15 protein-coding genes are annotated in these 19,615 nt (G+C 41.0%); all 15 read right to left on the reverse strand.

Annotation, left to right across the window (positions count from 1 at the left end; all coding sequences use genetic code 11):
- Positions 1-17 precede the first annotated feature (17 nt).
- The 15 genes from OCV88_RS10115 to OCV88_RS10185 all read right to left on the reverse strand — a co-directional run bounded on the left by OCV88_RS10115 (position 18) and on the right by OCV88_RS10185 (position 19,595).
- Complete coding sequence (locus tag OCV88_RS10115) at positions 18-281, reverse strand: HPr family phosphocarrier protein (RefSeq protein WP_158425395.1); 264 nt, start codon at positions 279-281, stop codon at positions 18-20.
- A 40-nt stretch (positions 282-321) separates the two neighbouring features.
- A complete protein-coding gene (locus tag OCV88_RS10120; RefSeq protein ID WP_158425396.1) occupies positions 322-1,614 on the reverse strand; it encodes a CdaR family protein in 1,293 nt (430 codons plus the stop codon).
- Positions 1,580-2,485, reverse strand: a complete 906-nt coding sequence (gene cdaA, locus OCV88_RS10125) for a diadenylate cyclase CdaA (protein WP_158425397.1) — start codon at positions 2,483-2,485, stop codon at positions 1,580-1,582. The genes OCV88_RS10120 and cdaA overlap by 35 nt, the downstream gene beginning before the upstream one ends.
- Positions 2,486-2,518: 33 nt before the next feature.
- Positions 2,519-3,598 (reverse strand): hypothetical protein, encoded by a 1,080-nt coding sequence (locus OCV88_RS10130; protein ID WP_158425398.1) that lies wholly within the window; start codon positions 3,596-3,598, stop codon positions 2,519-2,521.
- 7 nt (positions 3,599-3,605) lie between these two features.
- Entirely contained in the window at positions 3,606-4,016 is a 411-nt protein-coding gene (locus OCV88_RS10135) for a hypothetical protein (protein WP_158425399.1), read from the reverse strand.
- Between the two features lie 69 nt (positions 4,017-4,085).
- On the reverse strand, positions 4,086-4,817 hold the full coding sequence (locus OCV88_RS10140) for a ComF family protein (RefSeq protein ID WP_158425400.1): 732 nt from the start codon (positions 4,815-4,817) through the stop codon (positions 4,086-4,088).
- 88 nt (positions 4,818-4,905) lie between these two features.
- Positions 4,906-7,110 carry an SF1B family DNA helicase RecD2 gene (gene recD2, locus OCV88_RS10145; protein WP_158425401.1) on the reverse strand — a complete coding sequence of 735 codons (2,205 nt, stop codon included), beginning with the start codon at positions 7,108-7,110 and terminating at the stop codon, positions 4,906-4,908.
- A 233-nt stretch (positions 7,111-7,343) separates the two neighbouring features.
- Positions 7,344-8,336 carry a rod shape-determining protein gene (mreB, locus tag OCV88_RS10150; RefSeq protein WP_158425402.1) on the reverse strand — a complete coding sequence of 331 codons (993 nt, stop codon included), beginning with the start codon at positions 8,334-8,336 and terminating at the stop codon, positions 7,344-7,346.
- Positions 8,337-8,981: 645 nt separating this feature from the next.
- Entirely contained in the window at positions 8,982-11,819 is a 2,838-nt protein-coding gene (gene uvrA, locus OCV88_RS10155) for an excinuclease ABC subunit UvrA (RefSeq protein ID WP_158425403.1), read from the reverse strand.
- Positions 11,820-11,843: 24 nt separating this feature from the next.
- The gene (uvrB, locus tag OCV88_RS10160; RefSeq protein ID WP_158425404.1) at positions 11,844-13,832 is read right to left on the reverse strand and encodes an excinuclease ABC subunit UvrB; all 1,989 of its coding nucleotides are present in this window, start codon (positions 13,830-13,832) and stop codon (positions 11,844-11,846) included.
- 322 nt (positions 13,833-14,154) lie between these two features.
- A complete protein-coding gene (locus OCV88_RS10165) occupies positions 14,155-14,364 on the reverse strand; it encodes a metallophosphoesterase family protein (protein ID WP_262591164.1) in 210 nt (69 codons plus the stop codon).
- A 373-nt stretch (positions 14,365-14,737) separates the two neighbouring features.
- A complete protein-coding gene (locus OCV88_RS10170) occupies positions 14,738-15,439 on the reverse strand; it encodes an HIRAN domain-containing protein (RefSeq protein WP_158425405.1) in 702 nt (233 codons plus the stop codon).
- 1 nt (position 15,440) lies between these two features.
- Positions 15,441-16,322 carry a HipA domain-containing protein gene (locus tag OCV88_RS10175; RefSeq protein WP_158425406.1) on the reverse strand — a complete coding sequence of 294 codons (882 nt, stop codon included), beginning with the start codon at positions 16,320-16,322 and terminating at the stop codon, positions 15,441-15,443.
- 391 nt (positions 16,323-16,713) lie between these two features.
- A complete protein-coding gene (locus OCV88_RS10180; protein WP_158425407.1) occupies positions 16,714-18,045 on the reverse strand; it encodes an IS4 family transposase in 1,332 nt (443 codons plus the stop codon).
- A gap of 275 nt (positions 18,046-18,320) precedes the next feature.
- Positions 18,321-19,595, reverse strand: coding sequence for an SLC13 family permease (locus OCV88_RS10185; RefSeq protein WP_158425408.1), 1,275 nt, complete (start codon positions 19,593-19,595; stop codon positions 18,321-18,323).
- Positions 19,596-19,615 lie beyond the last annotated feature (20 nt).

The following is a 19,615-nucleotide window of genomic DNA, read 5'->3' on the forward strand; positions in this document are numbered from 1 at the left end:
TAATTTCTCCGAAAGGATTAATCTCCAAGGCCGCTTTTAACAGCCTCTATAATTGCCCGAAGAGCATCCTCTTCGTCTTCCCCTTCACAGAAAAATTCTACTTCATCACCGGATTTTACGCAAGCCCCCAGTACACTCAGAAGACTTTTCGCATTTGAAGTATTATTCCCTCTTTGAAATGTTATTTTAGCCTGAAACTGCATTGCAGTATCGCATAACACTCCGGCAGGCCGCAAATGAAGGCCTGTGGGATTTTTTACTACCACTTTCTGACTAACCATTCTTTTCCCCCTGTCGCATTTCCTTGCTTCTTATGCGGTTTTACTCTGACACATCCTCATCCGGCTGATTTGTTTCCGGCGGCTTATTGTCAGCTGCATCATCTTCCTTAAGCTCCACAGTCACCTTCACTGTACCCACAATTTTATAATTACCGGACATCTTTACCGTTATCTCATGTGTTCCGCTTTTCAGACCTGACAAATCCGCCGTCCCCACAAGGTCCGCCTCTGATATGTCTTTTAACTCTGAAGCATATCCTTCGATTTCTACCGGAACAGTATCTGTTTTTAACGTGGCTGAAAAACCCTCCGGAACATTCTGTAATGTAATGTTCCCGGCGGGGACTTTATAAGTACTGGTTTTTACGCCTTCAATACTTACAGTCACTTCCGTTTCTGCATTCTGATCAGCAGCAAGACTTACACCTTCCGGCAGGTAATCAGACAGATTAATTATTTTTACAAGATCATCTTTCTGACCCGAAACATTCAACACATCTCCACTGATAAGAATGGTATCCAGTCCTTCCACAGCTTCCGGTGCTCCCTGAACAATTATTTTTTCAATGCTTCCGCTGATACCGGTTACCCGGCACCCTTCCGCCGGTGTCCCGTTGCTTTCATATTTAACCGGAACTGTTTTCTTTTGTAAAACCCCTACCGAAATCTGAACCGTTTTATGATCCATCGTCAGCCGGTCCTGGGAAACTGCCTTCCCCTTTTCATCATATAAAACGATATCTGTATTTTCCACTGCATCAGTTTTCACAGAACTGATATCTATATGCGCCTCTGCTGTGGATATACTGTTTACAACAGACTCCGGTCCCGTGACTTTTACCTGTTCTGGTGAAACGGTCAGATCTCCTACCGAATAGCCATCTGTCATGGCTCCATCTGCACTGGTCTGTATATCAAATGTCCTGGAAACGATATTTTCCACATTGATCTCTACATACTGGGATTTCTTTGTAATGGTCAGCTGATTTGCATATTTCTGCGCCGTTATGGTAACCGGGATTTCAGACATATTAACAATATCCCGCATATTGGCAGTGGCCGTAAAATCGGAATTTGTTACCCGCTCAATTACAGACCGCTTAGCCGTTACCGTAAAGGTAATTGTATCTGAGTGATTTAAAACCTCATACGTCTTTCCCATATCGGTCAGATAGGATTCATTTTCAATTGTAACAGGAACGGTAAATACCCTGGTTCTTTCGGGATCTTCCACATTTACAATTACAAGCCAGAATACCACCGCCACAACCACAGCCAAACATTTGAGGCCGAAATTATTAGTTATGATTTTTGCTATCTTTTGCAGCATCATTCAGCCTCCTTTTCAGTTTTCCTACAATTGTGCCTTCATTCACACCGGATGCTGCCATATGATTCAGCTTTTCTTTCAGAAACTCAGCATCCACATTTCTGTGAAGTACACCCTCTACAGCCAGTGATACATATCCGGTTTCTTCTGATACAATAATAGTCAGAGAATCACTGACTTCACTGACTCCTACCGCAGCGCGGTGTCTGGTCCCAAGATCTTTGCTCAGCCGCATATTATCAGACAGCGGCAGGTAGCAGGTGGCAGAAACCACTCTGTTGCCTCTTACTATAATGGCCCCGTCGTGAAGGGGAGTATTATGTTCAAATATATTAATTAAAAGCTGGCTGGAAACAAGAGAATCCAGCTCAATACCGGTTCTGATAAATTCATTTAAGGGTGTTCCTCTTTCTATAACAATCAGCGCTCCGGTTTTTACTTTTCCCATTTCAAAACTTGCTTTTACAATCTCATTGGTTGTTTTTTCATTAAATTCGTCGCGCTCCTCTTTTTGAAAATTCAAATTAAATATGGAGGCAAATATATTTTTTCTTCCCAGCTGCTCAAGGGCATGGCGCAGCTCAGGCTGGAATATGACAACCAAAGCAATAGCGGCTATACTAAACAGCTTGCTTGCCAGCCACAAAATGGTATTCATCTGGAAAATAGCTGCAATTAACAGGAAAATCAAAATGACGAGAATCCCCTTAAACAGCACCCATGCTCTGGTATTTTTTACCCATACCAGAAAGTGATATAGCAAAAATGCAATAATAATAATTTCGACTACATCTGTTTTCGACACATGAGGCATATTAAACCAGTACAGATACCGGTCTGTCAATGCATAAATCGGCGCTATCAATTCTCTCATTTTCTCACTTCCCTTCCTTAATTTTATAAATTCTTAATGATCCAGCCACTCCTCTTCTGTGTCAAACTCTTCAAAAGTACGCCGTCTCAATTCATCATCATATTGATTTTGACTATGGTCATCATCCAATGTTTTTCTCTCAGTCTCTCTCATGTCCTGCTGCAGAGGACCGCCGCCATCCTGACTGCTGATCTGCCAGACCTTTTTATCCTCCACTGCGATCTTAGATTTTGGAACGGCCTTCACATAGTAATAGTATTCATCATCTTCAAACTGAACATTCTCAACTCTGGAATAATCCAGACTATGGGTCATAAATTGGACAACAAACGCAATCAATAAAGATATCACGCATCCGATAAATACCCACAAAAGCTGTCCGGCTCTGCCAAGAAAAATCTCTCCGCCGCCTACAATCACCAGCTGAACTACAATTCCCACAATTGTTGCAACCGTCCAGGCATGGTCTACTTTCAATTTCCGGATAAAATACACGGTTACTGCCGCTGCAACAAATGCAGCCATAAACAAAAACATTTCCTTATTGACAAATATCTGGTTTACCGCCAGCGTATATTTGGAAACGCCATTAGCCCCCTCTTCAAAAGAGCGGAACAGCATTTCATTTTCCCTGACATTTTTCACAAGAAAATATACCATAGAGCCGCAGACTACCGATATTACATTATAGGGCTTTCCCATTAGTCCCACTGCCACCGGCATAATATACGGAAAATGCAGAAAACTAAGCATGGAAGTCATGGCCACATGATAGCCAATTTTTTTCGTAAAACGAAAATAAAGGCAGAACATTAACACAAAAAGCAGTAACGTAATCAGACACAATTCCATGGCCAGAGCATAAAAGTGAAGAAGTATCAGCACCGCGCCTGCAGCAATTAAAACACCTGATGGTGTAAATGCACATAATACCGCAAGACCAAGTACAATCAGCATATTGTCCGCCTGGCTCATATAGCCCACCGTATTATTAATGAGCAGAAACGCAAAAAAAGCAATCACGAATTTGACTGCCGGCTTTACCAGTTTCTCCCTTTTCTGCATAAACAAAAAGAACTTTTCTCTTAATTCCAATAAAAATGAAGTTGTCATTATTCTCTCAATCCTTAACTGTAGTATCTTCATCTGCTGAATACGAACGGCATACTCTTCTCAGCCGGCGCAGATATGCCTTTGAATGCCGCCTGCATGTATCATACTGTCTGCGTGCCACAAAAAAAGAGCACACCATATATGCAGCCAGGAACACAAAATATATAATCAGCACCCAGAAGCCAATTGAAGTAATGGTATCCATGCTGTCAATATCCGCCAGAAAATCTTCTGCTTTCGCAATCCAGAACACCAGCATAATGCCATACGCAATTGTTCCAAAAATAAAAGCTTTTACAAGCTGAAGCGCAACATAGTCTTTTTTTCTGTATGTGCTCATCTGTATTTCCATTTCACCGTCTCCGTCTTCATATGCCGCCATTCGGGTCATATCACGGACTTTTTCCTGATTTATCATACAATTCACCTATTTTATTCAATTTACAGCATTTTTATTATAGCATAGAACCCAGACGATGCAAAGCCCTTATCCTCCAATTGCAATGCTGACCATATACACACGCCTGGCTCCCGCAGCTTTCAACACTTTTGCTGCCGCATCAGCCGTGGCGCCGGTTGTATAAATATCATCCGTAAGCAGTATCGTTTTTCCTCTGACACTCTCACTAAAGCATGCAAAAGCTCCTGCTAGATTTTTTCTCCTCTCCGCTGCTGATAATTCCTTCTGGGGGCTGGTATTTTTTACTCTCACAAGTCCTGAAGAAAGTACAGGAACAGACAAATTCCTAGAAAGAACCCGGGCTAGAACTTCCGCCTGATTATATCCCCGCTTCCGTTTTTTCTTTTTATAAAGAGGAATCGGTATCAGGTAATCTATCCCGCAGCGGCGAATCCATGTTTCCAGCTGTTTACAAATTTCACTGCCATAGAAAAATGCATAGGAACGTTTATTCCCGTATTTAAACCGATACAGAGAACTGCGCACCTCTCCCTGATAGGAGAAAAGACTCCGGCCTGCATCAAATTCATGTCTTCTCCTGATGCAGTCACTGCAGTATTCTTCCTCCTGGGAAACCAGAGGTTTCCCGCATTTCATACAATAACTGCCCGCAATATAAATCAGTTTCTTTTTACACTCCGGACAAATATATTCAGATATTTTTTTGCTGTCCGGAATTTGATCACAAACAGGGCACCGATAAGGGTATAAAAGCTGCAGCGCATGATCTGCCAGACAATATAACTTTATTTGTTTCATATTTCCTGTACCTTTTACAGGAAATCAACTCTTTTAAAAGAATAACAGGTGTTTGTGGCTTTTTTCTTTCCCTTTTCTAAAATGTTTCTTAAATCTGACTCTGCAGCTGTTCCTTCAAACCGCTGTAACGTTTCTGTTCGCTTACATTAAAGGCCATTTCCTGAAATGCTGTATCATCACCTACCAGTGTCACACATTTTTTGGCACGGGTTACCGCAGTATATAACAGATTGCGGTTCATCAGCATCCTAGGACCGCCAAGCAGCGGAATCACTACCGCGGGATACTCGCTCCCCTGAGATTTGTGTACTGTAATTGCATAAGCCAGATCCAGTTCATCTAACTGCTTAAATGGATAATCTACCATCCTGCCCTCTTCAAATTCTACTGTCATAGTTTCAGAAAACCCATTAATCTCTCTTACGATTCCCATATCCCCGTTAAACACACCCATTCCTTTGTCAACAGGGATCCCATACTTACTGCGTATCTCCCACTCAATCTGATAATTGTTTTTTGTCTGCATGATCTTATCGCCTTCCCGAAAAATCATCTGGCCATGCTCCCGCTCAGCTTTGTCCGGTGCCTTTGGATTTAAATACTGCTGCAAAATTCCATTAAGGCGTTCCACCCCCAGCAGTCCCTTTCTCATGGGTGTTAAAATCTGTATATCAAAGGGCTGTGCATCTACATATTTAGGAAGCTTCTGCTTAATCAGCTGAATGCAGACACTAATAATTACATCAGCATCGTACCGTTTCAGAAAAAAGAAATCTCTGCTTTTATTATCCAGCACCACTTCCTCACCACGATTAATTTTATGAGCATTCACCACAATATCACTCTTTGATGCCTGCCTGAAAATCCTGGTCAGCCTCACTACACTGCAGGCCTTTGAATCAATAATATCTTTTAACACACTTCCCGGCCCCACGCTGGGCAGCTGGTTGGCATCTCCCACCAAAATCAGACGTGTTCCATACATAACAGCCTTTAACAAAGAATGCATCAATGTAATATCCACCATAGACATTTCATCAATAATTACCACATCCGTCTCCAGAGGATTTTTTTCATTTTTTTCAAATCCCGCACTTCCTTCCATACCGCCGTTAAGCTCCAGCATCCGGTGTATGGTTCTTGCCTCAAACCCGGTAGTTTCACTCATCCGCTTTGCCGCCCTTCCAGTAGGCGCCGCCAGAAAGATATCCATCCCCTCCGACTCAAAATAGCGGATAATTGTATTGATGGTGGTGGTCTTACCGGTACCGGGCCCACCGGTAATTACCAGCAGTCCGTTTCTTACAGCTTCCTTTACCGCAGACATCTGCATATCATCCAGCTGCATATTTGTTGATTTTTCAATTTTATGTACCCGCTGTTCAATAGGGGCATCAGCCACATCATAGGTTACATTGAGAGCTTTCAGCATAGTAGCTGTATTAACTTCCATATAATAATAAGACGCGGCATAAATAAACACATCATCCCGCATTTCTTTTAACATCAGCTTCCGCTCAATGGACATATCCATATAATGTTTTTCTATAAATTCAGGAGCCACTTCCAGGATATCACTGGTTCTCTTTGTCAGTATTCCCTGAGGCAGACAGGTATGCCCCTCACCGGCAGCCTGCTGCAAAACATAAAGAATACCGCTTCGAATCCGGAAATCCGAATCTGTATGAATTCCTACTCTCCTTGCAATCTCATCGGCAATTTTAAAGCCCACGCCGCTCATATCATCTGCCAGCTTATATGGATTTTCCTGGATTATCCGGTAAACATCCAGCCCGTATGTCTGATATATTTTCACAGCCAGAGTCAATGAAATACCATATTTCTGCAGAAATATCATTGCCTGGCGAAGCTCTCTTTTTTCCTCTGTCTGTTCTGCAATCTCCCGGGCTTTTCGTTCACTGATTCCCTTGATTTCCACCAGACGTTCCGGCTCCTGTTCAATAATCCGAAAGGTATCTTCCTTAAATCTGCGGACAATCCTTGAAGCCAGAGCAGCTCCCACTCCTTTGATTGCTCCGGACCCAAGATACCGTTCTATAGAAACCACATCCTCCGGCGCCTTGGTCTGAAACTCAGTGACCTTAAACTGTTCCCCGTAAGTAGGGTGGGATTGAAATTCTCCTTTTGCTTCTATAGTTTCGCCTTCACTGATCACATGAAAAATTCCTGTGCACGGGATTTCCTCACCATCACTGATCAGATTTAACACCGTATAACCGTTATCCTCATTCCGATACACAATATGCTCTACATACCCTGTAATAGTCTCCATTTACTCACAATCCTCTTTTTATGCAGAAAATAAAAAAGAATGTGCAAAGCACATTCTCCGCCTGCGGCGGGTCGCTTTTGCGACATGACTCCATTCCGCCGCAGTGCGCTCATCAGCGGAGCGTTTTTGCTCTATAAGAATCGGTACTTTTCAGCTTTATCACAACACAGTATTTCCTATAGAGCAAAGAAAAGGGACGCTGCCAAAGCATGTCCCTCTCTCAAACTTATGTTTTATTCGTCTCTTTTTCCAGCAAGAAATTCTACATATTTACCGGTTCCGATTGCCACGCAGGTCATAGGATCCTCTGCTGTCATCGTATTGATTCCTGTATTAGCTTCCAGAAGTTCCTCAAGCCCCCGCAGCAGTGCCCCGCCTCCAGTCAGCACAATCCCCCGGTCAGCCACATCCGCAGCCAGCTCCGGTGGTGTCTTCTCTAAAACACTGTGAACCGCCTCAACAATCTGCATAGTAGCTTCACGAAGGGCTTCTTCCGTTTCCTCAGAGGAAACAGTTACCGTTTTTGGAAGACCCGTTACAAGATTTCTTCCCCGCACATCCAGTGTCATCGGCTCCGGCAGGGGATAACAGGTTCCTATTTTAATCTTAATATCTTCTGCTGTTCTCTCACCAATTAGAAGATTATGTTTCTTTCTCATATAGCGGACAATGGCTTCATCAAAATCATCCCCCGCAATTTTAATAGAAGTACTGACTACAGTGCCTCCAAGAGAAATGACAGCAATATCAGCAGTTCCGCCTCCAATATCTACAATCATATTTCCACATGGTCTTGCAATATCAATTCCCGCTCCGATCGCTGCCGCAATTGGTTCCTCGATGATTTTCACATCTCTGGCCCCCGCCTGATATGTTGCATCCTCTACCGCTTTCTTCTCTACTTCTGTTACACCGCTTGGCACGCAAACGCTGATTAACGGCTTGCGAAAGCTTTTCTTTCCCACTGCCTTCTGAATAAAATACTTCATCATTTTCTCTGTAACTGTATAATCAGAGATTACGCCCTGGCGCAGAGGTCTGACCGCAACAATGTTGCCGGGAGTCCGCCCCAGCATCAAACGCGCCTCTTCCCCAATTGCTTTAATTTTATTTGTATCTCGGTCAAAGGCAACAACAGACGGCTCTTTTAAAACAACGCCCTTGCCCTTCATATATACTAGAATACTGGCTGTACCTAAATCAATTCCTATATCTGTAGAAACCATTTCTCATACTCCTTTCTATGATCTGAAACAATTCCGTTTCTCTATTATATACAAATAATGCCATTTTTCAAAGGATTTTTTTAAAATTCATGGAAAAGCTCTTATATTTAATAAATTCTTAATAAAAACGGCTGTTTATTTGGATTCTCTGCCTCTTTCAGATACCGGACAAACAGCAGACTGTCAAGAGTAAAACGGATATTCCAAACTCCCGTCAAAGATTAACTGTTTTCTATTATTAACATTTTTCACAAAAAATAACAGACAAAACATATTTTTACAAACTCCTCCATCTGCTTTCTTATCTCTCACTTTAAAAAGTTTATAGTCTTGTCACATTCTTGTCACATTTTTTTCACATTCTTTGTTTATACTCATAACTGTACTAGCAATTAGCTAATATAATTTTTCATAACTCATACCTTCCAGGTTTCGGCCTGGGGGGTACTCCCCGACATTTATAAGATTTTGATGTTCATTGTATGAAGGTCAAAATCTTTTTTTACTCTATAGGAAATACTGTGTTGTATAAAGCTGAAAAGTACCGATTCCTATAGAACAAAAAAACGCTCCGCTGTGGATCGCACTGCGGCGGAAAATACACAATGCCGGCAGGACAGCAACTGCCCCGCCGGCACACTAATATTATTTCTTTGATTCTTCCAGATATTTTTTTACATATTTACCGGTATAGGATTCAGGAATTTTTGTAACCTCCTCCGGCGTCCCTTCAGCAACAACGGTGCCGCCCCCGTCTCCGCCTTCTGGTCCCATATCAATCAGATAATCAGCTGTTTTTATAACATCCAGATTATGCTCAATAACCACAACGGAATTTCCGCCTTCTGTCAGCCGGTGCAGAATATCAATCAACTTATGCACGTCCGCAAAATGAAGTCCCGTAGTGGGTTCGTCCAAAATATAAATGGTTTTCCCTGTACTCCGTTTGCTTAATTCGGTGGCCAGTTTAATTCTCTGAGCTTCTCCTCCCGACAATGTGGTGGAAGGCTGGCCAAGCCGGATATAGGACAGTCCCACATCATACAATGTCTGAATTTTGCGTTTTACAGACGGTACATTTGAGAAAAAGTCCAATGCTTCCTCCACTGTCATATCCAGAACATCATAGATACTTTTCCCTTTATACTTTACTTCCAGAGTTTCTCTGTTATAGCGTCTTCCCTGACACACCTCACAGGGAACATAAACATCCGGAAGAAAATGCATTTCTATTTTAATAATGCCGTCACCACTGCAGGCTTCGCACCGCCCGCCTTTTACATTAAAACTGAACCGTCCTTTTTTATATCCCCGGGCTTTTGCGTCCTGGGTTGCCGCAAACAGATCCCTGATCTGATCAAACACACCGGTATAGGTTGCCGGATTAGAACGCGGTGTCCGGCCAATGGGCGACTGATCTATACAGATTACTTTGTCCAGCTGATCCATTCCCGCAATTTTATCATGTTTTCCCGGAATGCAGCGCGCGTGATTTAATTCTCTGGCCAGGCGTTTATATAAGATTTCATTCACCAGAGAACTCTTGCCGGAACCCGATACGCCGGTTACACACACCATAACTCCCAAAGGCACATTTACCTTAATATTTTTAAGGTTATTCTCTTTTGCTCCGGTAATCGTAAGAAATCCGGCAGGGACTCTTCGGACTTCAGGCACCGGAATCGTCATTCTCCGGCTTAAATATGCACCGGTTACTGACTCTTCACACTGCATAATTTCCTGAGCAGTTCCTGCGGCCACAACTTCTCCCCCGTGTTCTCCCGCACCGGGACCGATATCCACAATATAATCCGCCGCAAACATTGTATCCTCATCATGTTCCACAACAATTAAAGAGTTTCCAAGATCCTTCAGATTTTTTAACGCGGCCAGCAGTTTATCATTATCTCTCTGGTGCAGTCCGATACTTGGCTCATCCAATATATAGGCAACTCCCACCAGACCGGAACCAATCTGAGTCGCCAGCCGGATCCGCTGCGCCTCTCCCCCGGACAGTGTTCCGGTAGCTCTGGCAAGAGACAGATAATCAAGCCCTACCTTCATTAGAAATCCCACACGTGCCCGGATTTCTTTTAATACCTGAGCCCCGATCAGTTTCTGCTGGGGTGTCAGCTCCATATGCTGCAAAAACTCGTACAAATCCTTAACCGACATCGACGTAATTTCATAAATATTTTTACCGGAAACGGTAACCGCCAGTGCTTCTTTCTTTAATCTTTGTCCGCCGCATGTTTTACAGGGAGTGATGCGCATAAACGTCTCATACTCCTGCTTAATAGTATCCGATCCAGTCTCCCGGTAACGGCGCTCTACATTGCGGATCAATCCTTCAAAGGCCACATCGTAAACTCCTTCTCCCCGCTGTCCTTTATAATATACCTTTACACTTTTTCCATCTGTACCATTAATCAGCATTTTTCTGACAGCTTCCGACAGTTCCTCATAGGGTGTATCCAGACTGAATCCATACTCTTTAGACAATGCCGAAAGAATCGCATAGGTATAGCTGGAGGGATCCGTTGAGGACTGCCATCCAATCACCTGAATTGCTCCGCCTTTTAAACTCAGACTTTTATCCGGAATCATAAGATCTTCGTCAAACTCCATCTTATATCCCAGCCCAAAACAGTCCGGGCAGGCCCCAAAAGGATTATTAAACGAAAAACTTCTGGGCTCAATTTCGTCTATACTGATTCCGCAGTCCGGGCAGGAAAAACTCTGTGAAAACTGAATCGGCTCTCCACCGATCACATCTACGGTCAGCAGTCCATCCGCCAGTTCCATAACACTTTCTATGGAATCAACAAGCCTTCTTTCTATTCCTTCTTTTACTACAAGGCGGTCCACCACAATTTCTATATTATGTTTTTTATTTTTATCAAGTTTAATTTCTTCCGTCAGCTCATATACATTTCCATCTACCTGAACTCTCACATAGCCGCTGCGCTTTGCCTGTTCAAAAAGCTTTTGATGGGTCCCTTTTCTGCCTCTGACAACCGGCGCCAGCAGCTGAATCTTCGTCCGGGGAGGCAGCGCCATAATCTGATCTGCCATTTGATCTACTGTCTGTTTTTTGATCTCTTTTCCACATACCGGACAATGAGGGATTCCGGCTCTTGCATACAGCAGACGGAAATAATCATAAATTTCTGTAACTGTTCCCACTGTTGATCTGGGATTCCGGTTTGTGGATTTCTGATCAATTGAAATGGCAGGCGAGAGCCCCTCAATCTTTTCAACATCCGGCTTCTCCATCTGTCCAAGGAACTGCCTTGCATAAGAAGAAAGAGATTCCATATAACGTCTCTGTCCTTCTGCATAAATTGTGTCAAAAGCCAGAGAAGATTTCCCGGACCCTGAAAGTCCGGTGAGAACAACAAACTCATTTCTCGGAATTTCCAGATCAATATTTTTTAAATTATGTTCATTTGCTCCTTTTATCTTGATGTACTGTTTTTCCATATCTACCTCACACTACTTCCGCCTCTATGCCTCTAAATCCCGCAGCATATTTTTCAGTTCTACCATCCGGTCTCTTAAGTCCGCTGCAGCTTCAAAGTTCAGCTCCGCGGCGGCTTTCTGCATTTTCTTCGTTACATCTTTAACCAGCTTCTCAAGCTCTTTTCTGCTCATAGATTCCGGGTCTTTTTCAAAACTCAGCTCCTCCTTGGCTACTTTTCTGGATATGCTGATCAAATCCCTCACTGACTTTCTGATTGTCTGAGGTGTAATACCATGCTCCTCATTATAAGCCATCTGTATCTTTCGTCTTCTCCCCGTCTCATCCAGAGCTATCCGCATAGAATCTGTAATAGTATCTGCATACATAACCACATGGCCTTCTGAATTTCTGGCTGCACGGCCGATTGTCTGAATTAAAGATGTCTCTGATCTTAAAAAGCCTTCTTTATCTGCATCCAAAATAGCCACCAGCGTAATCTCAGGAATATCAAGCCCTTCCCGCAAAAGATTAATTCCAACCAGCACATCAAATACATCCAGGCGCAGATCACGGATAATCTCTGCTCTTTCCAGCGTATCTATATCCGAATGAAGATATTTTACCCGGACGCCGATTTCCCTCATATAATCCGTCAGATCTTCTGCCATCTTCTTAGTCAGCGTGGTCACCAGAACTTTATGCCTGCCCTGGATCTCTTTCTTTATCCTTCCAATCAGATCATCAATCTGTCCTTCCACCGGACATACATCCACTTGTGGATCTAAAAGTCCGGTGGGACGTATAATCTGCTCGGCCCGCAAAAGCTCATGCTCCCGCTCATAAACATTGGGTGTAGCGGATACAAAAAGCATCTGATCTATCTTTCCCTCAAACTCTCCAAAATTTAGCGGTCTGTTGTCCTTTGCCGACGGCAGGCGGAATCCATAGTCCACCAGAGTACTTTTCCGTGACTGGTCGCCGGCATACATTCCCCTGACCTGAGGAATGGTAATATGGGACTCATCTACAATAATCAGAAACTCCTCCGGGAAATAATCAATCAGCGTATACGGCGGAACTCCCGCCGGAAGTCCTGCAAGATGCCTGGAATAGTTTTCTATTCCACTGCAGAAACCGGTCTCCCGCATCATTTCTATATCAAAATTGGTCCGTTCCGCGATCCGCTGTGCTTCTAGCAGCTTGTCCTCACTTTTAAAATAGCGGACCCGTTCTTCTAATTCTTCCTCAATGGCTTTTGTCGCCTGCTGTATCTTTTCAGGCGGAACCACATAATGAGAAGCAGGAAAAACAGCTATATGTTCAAGCTGGCATTTAATCTCTCCTGTCAGCACGTCAATTTCTGTAATCCGGTCGATCTCATCACCAAAAAACTCCACCCTTACAGCAGTCTCCCCAAAATTGGCGGGAAATATTTCAACAACATCTCCCCGGACCCGAAAAGTTCCCCGGTGAAAGTCCATATCATTTCTCATATACTGAATATCAATAAGCGCATGTATAACCTCATCCCTGTCCCGTTCCATACCAGGTCTTAAGGACAGCATCATATTCTGATAATCCACAGGACTTCCCAGGCCATAAATACAGGAAACGCTGGATATAATAATCACATCTTTCCGCTCTGTAAGAGCCGCCGTAGCTGACAGGCGCAATTTATCTATTTCTTCATTAATGGCAGAATCTTTTGCAATGTAGGTGTCTGTAGAAGGCACATAGGCTTCAGGCTGGTAATAATCATAATAGCTGACAAAGTATTCTACTGCATTATTGGGGAAGAATTCTTTGAACTCGCCGTACAACTGAGCTGCCAGTGTTTTATTATGCGCTATAATAAGCGTTGGCTTATTTAATTCTTTAATGACATTCGCCATGGTAAAGGTCTTACCCGAACCGGTGACACCAAGCAATGTCTGAAATTGATTCCCTTCTTTAAACCCCTGAACCAGTTGTTGGATTGCTTGGGGCTGGTCGCCGGTTGGGGAATATTCTGATACTAATTCAAAATGATCCATGTGAGTCTCCTTTATTTATAACTTTCGCATATTCGAATTCATTTATAATATAACGAGATGTTCCTTTTCTCTTTGATGTCGTTTTTATTCTATTATCATCTAGTGTTTTAAGTATTCTAATTCTTATTGTTCAACAAAAAATTTAGTACTCCTTTTACTAAAAATAACAAAATTCGATATAAATAATAAAAAATCACATTAACACATATATTCGTATTATCAATTTGATATAAAACGATTTCATGCGCCTGCTTCATTTCAACACTCCTCTTCTATAATTTAAGTTTTATAAAATCGGAATTTTCGATTTTTCTTACACCTTTCAATCAAAAAACCTATAATCTGCTTCACCGCCACCGGATGATAAATCATTTGCCTCCATACCTACATCATATCTTCTAATGCCATCTGCTTTATTCTGAAGGTTATATTCCTCACGCGCATGTATGTGTCCATGCAGTTGTATACTCCCGCTATTCTTTTTCGACCATGGCAGCATTGGATAATGAATCAATGCAAAATATTCTAACATTACATAATATATCCCACTCGCATTTCAGAACAAATGTTCTGAATCCAATTTTACTCTATGTCCATATTCATGTCAATTAGTATTCACAAATTCCAGCAATAATTTCATCGGTCAGCAGCTGTATATTATTCAAATATTACTCATCTTTTATCAACTCTTTTTCGTCCACATATACGTCTGCCGTAAGAAGAACGATACATGTCTGTATCGCGTGCAGCCGCGAGCATTCTTTTTATCTCTTCTACAGACAAAGCTCTTTAGTATTTTCAATCTTTTCTGGTATTATAGCAGAGTACAAAAAAGTACAGAACAAACATTCAAATTTGTACTGTACTTTAAATAAATCAACCCTCATATTACAATTGAAAATTAATCATTTCTTTAATTCCGTAATCTTTATTACTACACCAATACATTCATCACAACAATTTTCTTTTGCAGCATTTGCAACATGGCATTCTTCAACTCTATCTTCCTCAATAAACTTAACAAAAGCTTGAGCGTAATACCTGGGAACATATCCTAACGTTTTTTGTTGCTCATTGACTACACGAATCGCATTTTCGTCATACGAATTATCAACTTCATGCTCCAGAAAAACTTCATCTCCTCTTGTAACTTGAATTGCCTCCTTACACTTATTTCCATTACACCCCAAATAATGCCTTGCTCCAGTCACATAAAATAATTTTTCAAAGCTATTTTTATAATTTAGGATCGGATCAATAAATTGTAAATTATCAATCGGTAATTTAGCGCCGCTTTTCTTTAGTAACTGATACGAATCATATTCTTCCAAACCGTATTTTTTTAAAATATTTTTAATATCTTTTCTCTTTCTGTCCGGAAGTCTACTTGCAAAAACAGGAAACAATATTTCAGATTTATATACGACATTTAATTTTTCAAACGACACTAAAGGCGTAAATCCAACTTCAAGAGCCTTCTCTATTTCTTCACAATATTGAAACTCATATTGTCCATTTTTTGTAAGCTGACCAACTATATAATGTCGTCTATTTGAAGCACATTTCCAAACCAAATATAAATAGTCTTTGCCATCTTTAATTGCCACGCTACTTCTCCTCTCCAAAATAGACCATTCCCAACATCTTTCTTTTTTCCGATAAATATTTTGAAATTAACTTTTTCTTATTATCCGACAATTCTTCCCTCGAATATGATTTCAGTATATCATAAATTTGTTTTTCCGTCATTATAGTAAGAATTTTATTCGCAAAACTACATGTCTCTTCAAAGTAATTTTCTTTTAAATATTTCAGCACTGTCAAGTGAGTTGGACGCTTTTCGTCAAACTTTTTGCAGCGAAGTAACGATCTTGATTTTGTATCAACTAGTGCATTCCACCTATTTTTATCTTTTCCAAAATAACCTGCTATCTGTTCTTCTGAAATATATGCACATAATGAAGAACTATTATCATACAATGGGGACCATTCCTTTTTATCACCTTCTATGATAATTGCCCAGTTATTCTGATGTCTGTCTGAATTTCCTATTAAATAGTCAAACATTAACATTTTTAGGAAATCTTCTATTGATACGAATGCTTCTATTGCTTTTTTCACCATTTCAACAGAATATCTATGCTTCGTCGAGCTATCTATAAACCGTTCAGGATTATATCCCGGATAAATTAATGTAATAAAATAAATACCCTCAACAAGAATTTGATTAGAGTTTTTTATAATATTATAACTCATTGAACCTTCTCTTCCCTTATACATTCCCAATTCGAATTTAGCGCAAGGAATTTCCAATAGCTGCGCTATTTTATAAGCAATACATTCAGAAACATGATCCGTTGTGCCAATATCTTTTTTAAATTTAAACAAACCCGTTTGACCTGTATCAGGATTTTGAAGCCAAATTTTTTCACTTCTGCCGCTTCCTTCAGATGCGCCTTCATATTCCTCCCAAAAAGAAAAGTCTTTCACTATTTCACTCCCTTTTCTCATATTTCTATATTTTAAAACAGATATCTATTTTCCCGCTCAGACAATCTAAAATTATATCATTTCAGAACAAATGTTCTGAAATCAATTTTACTCTATGTCCATATTCATGTCAATTAGTATTCACAAATTCCAGCAATAATTTCATCAGCTAATTTCATCAGCAAAAGGAAAAGCTAAAACTTTTGTACTGTTTGTTTTTCCTTTTTTATTGTCTCTTAAATAAATCAGCACCACCAGCTTAGCTCAACATCATAAACTTAAGCATGGATGTTACACATTTTGAATTTTCTATCTTAAAGATTTTTATAGCAGGAGAAATTAAAATTGAAAAAAAGCCCATATTCTCCCCTTAGTAATGAATATGGGCTTTTTAAAAACTGCTCTTTTGATTATTTTTATATTTATTGGAAATATTCTTTCTGCGTTCATTACCAGGCAGTTCCCTTATTGGCAAAACATATCGTTCCATTTCTTTCTGCAGTTTATTTAGTTTTTGGATACACTTCTTTTCTTCCGGTTCTAGAAGGATTTTCAGCATATTCTCTTTGAAAAGACCGATTGCTGTATTTTCATTGGTATGCATGAGATATTTATTTCTACTTTTTCTTCCTGCTTCAGCTGCCTCCTCATCTGCACTGTTCCGGATATCCTGAATCATGTTATATACTAAAACCTGTGACCAAAAATCCTGGTATACATACACGGATGCTTTCCCTGTTACGCTCTCAAATTTCATCTTATTTTTTAACGTATGGTATTTCTTTTCAATTTCCCATCTTTGGTAATATAAATCTGCTAATTCTTCTGCGGCAATTGTATCCGGCAAATTTGTCATCAGTACGAGTTCATTCCCGGAAGGCAACGTTGATTTTAAAATCCTTGCTATCGTTTCTTCTTTTCTTTTCATCTCTTCATACCGTTCTGGATGCTTTTGACGTATTTTTTGTAGACGCGCAGAGGAATGCTTTAAAATGACTTTTTCATCTTCTGACTGCATCTGTTCGCGTTCGGACTTATAATCATTAGATGAAAGACGGATTATATAATGAATCCTTTCCATTTCTAGAAAATCAATGAACTCTATGGAGGGATAACCACGATCAAAGACTGCGAGAACCGGTTGTCTGATTTTCATTTCCCTCAAATGTTTTAAATTCCGCTTTGCCAGTTCAATTTCACTAACAGAAATATGTTCTATTTCAATGTCCAGGTAAAAATGATTTAAAATATCATACATTCCGCTTACAAGCGCCCGTACCTGTCCAGTTCTAGAATGCTGGTTTCCACTGTTTCCAAAGGTTTCCCTGTTTTCCTTCGAATTCGGCACCTCTGCCTTACTTCCATCAACTGCAGCCAAGAGATATCCTTTCCATAGTTTTGGTTCCTCAGAATGATAAAAATCCATGAGATATCTACGGTTCAGATAGGGAAAAACTTCGGGATTTAAACGTTTTCTCTGTTGTAAATAGCCCTGCACAGATAATGCCATAGGCAATTCTCCTTTATCTTTAAAATAATTTCTAAGTTCAAAGGCTGTAGTGAGCCCCTTTTTAGAAAGACAGCATAACAGCATGTCTTTTAGAGGCATTTTTCGTTTCCTTGAAAAAGTATTATATCCATCCTTCCTTGCATAATTTACAAGTTCTGGTTCAGATAAGAATTCAGAAAATATTTGAAATCTTTTTTTATAAGATTTATCCATATACACCCCTGTCTGTATTCTAACATAAGAAAAGGAACCTGTGGTCAGATTCCTTTTCGCTTTTCTTTAAGCCTTTTCTTTAAGTTTATGATGTTGCGCATAGCAGGTGGTTTTATTGTATAGGTATACAATAAAACGAAAAGCGCTCACATCAACAATTTTTGTCGACTGCTTTTCGTTTTATTTTTACGTCTATTATATTTTTATGTCCAACTGCCTATCCTGTCTATTCCTCCATTACCAGTTTCTGTATTTCAAAACCCACCCGCATGTTACTATACCGGGCAAAGCAGGTTTGCCAGAGGATTATAAAACAGTACGCTGGTAATCAGCAAAATCACCACATTTGCGATACAGAACAGAATCAGCTGGATAAATACCTTGTTTTGGTATTCTTTCGTATATTCCGCTTTCAACCCGTTTCCAAGTGCTCCCATAATCAACGCTCCGCCTGTAGACATAGGGGATACTCCAGCCAGCGCTCCGCCTGCCGCTACTGCGGACATAAGTGCCACCGGATTCACACTTCCCACCTGTGCCGCCAAATCCGCACACATTGGCATCATCGTCGGATACACAACGCTTAATGCGGAGCTAACCAGACTTAAGAGACTTGCGGATAATCCAATCAGCGGCGTCGCAGTTGCAGAATTCATCACCTCTGCCAGTGCGTTTGTCATCATATCAATACCGCCGACAGAATCTACAATACCAAGCAGTGCTCCCACACAAAGCACCATAAGAATTGTATTCCACGGCATTGCCTTGATACACTCTGCATCGTCAGCTACTCCCAAAAGCAGAAGAACTGCGGCTACACTGAATGCCGCCATGCCAATATTTACACCACAGAAAATAATCAGAACAAGCATTGCCGCAATTCCAAGCAGAGCGGCAATCTGCTTACCATTAAACTTTTCTTTTACTTTCACCACCGCCATATCTTTCGGAGCTTTCACCTTATAGCCTTTGAAAAGAATGAAAGTAAAGATACAGACAATAATACTTGTCAATCCTGTATTCAGCATGATTGCCGGATTCGCAAAACCGGAAAACCCACTCTCAGAAACTGCGCTGCTGATAATATTTCCCTCCGGGGTCAACGGCGAAAACCGGGCGGAAAGCATACCGGATATCCCAATCATCGCCATCATCAGCGGATTGTAACCGGCCTGTTTTGCTATAGAAACTGCCAGGGGCGGAATAATCGCCAGAACCGGCACTCCGCCAGGTCCCACTGCAACCAGCACCCAGCCGGTTAAAGCAATCAATATAGGAAGCAGCCAGATACGGCTTCCTGCCAGAGAAACCAGTTTTCTGGCAAGGAGGTCCAGAGCCCCGGTATTCGTAACAACAGAGAACAACAATGTTACACCTGCCAGCGTGGTAAACAAGGATACACTGACACCACTAATCAAATCCGTATCTGTAAGCCCGAAAATACGGATTGCAATCACACCCACCAGAACAGCAATAATACCGATATTATTTTTTCTAAGAAAAGCAAGAATGATTGCCGAAAAAAATAAAATAATAGACAATATTTCCATAAATTCCCTCTCTTTCCCAA

This window comes from Brotonthovivens ammoniilytica (assembly GCF_025566885.1).
GTDB lineage: Bacteria > Bacillota > Clostridia > Lachnospirales > Lachnospiraceae > Brotonthovivens > Brotonthovivens ammoniilytica.

Coding starts and splice junctions, on each gene's coding strand:
- OCV88_RS10115 (WP_158425395.1), bottom strand. CDS start 281: ATGGTTAGTCAGAAAGTGGTAGTAAAAAATCCCACAGGCCTTCATTTG.
- OCV88_RS10120 (WP_158425396.1), bottom strand. CDS start 1,614: ATGATGCTGCAAAAGATAGCAAAAATCATAACTAATAATTTCGGCCTC.
- cdaA (WP_158425397.1), bottom strand. CDS start 2,485: ATGAGAGAATTGATAGCGCCGATTTATGCATTGACAGACCGGTATCTG.
- OCV88_RS10130 (WP_158425398.1), bottom strand. CDS start 3,598: ATGACAACTTCATTTTTATTGGAATTAAGAGAAAAGTTCTTTTTGTTT.
- OCV88_RS10135 (WP_158425399.1), bottom strand. CDS start 4,016: ATGATAAATCAGGAAAAAGTCCGTGATATGACCCGAATGGCGGCATAT.
- OCV88_RS10140 (WP_158425400.1), bottom strand. CDS start 4,817: ATGAAACAAATAAAGTTATATTGTCTGGCAGATCATGCGCTGCAGCTT.
- recD2 (WP_158425401.1), bottom strand. CDS start 7,110: ATGGAGACTATTACAGGGTATGTAGAGCATATTGTGTATCGGAATGAG.
- mreB (WP_158425402.1), bottom strand. CDS start 8,336: ATGGTTTCTACAGATATAGGAATTGATTTAGGTACAGCCAGTATTCTA.
- uvrA (WP_158425403.1), bottom strand. CDS start 11,819: ATGGAAAAACAGTACATCAAGATAAAAGGAGCAAATGAACATAATTTA.
- uvrB (WP_158425404.1), bottom strand. CDS start 13,832: ATGGATCATTTTGAATTAGTATCAGAATATTCCCCAACCGGCGACCAG.
- OCV88_RS10165 (WP_262591164.1), bottom strand. CDS start 14,364: ATGTTAGAATATTTTGCATTGATTCATTATCCAATGCTGCCATGGTCG.
- OCV88_RS10180 (WP_158425407.1), bottom strand. CDS start 18,045: ATGGATAAATCTTATAAAAAAAGATTTCAAATATTTTCTGAATTCTTA.
- OCV88_RS10185 (WP_158425408.1), bottom strand. CDS start 19,595: ATGGAAATATTGTCTATTATTTTATTTTTTTCGGCAATCATTCTTGCT.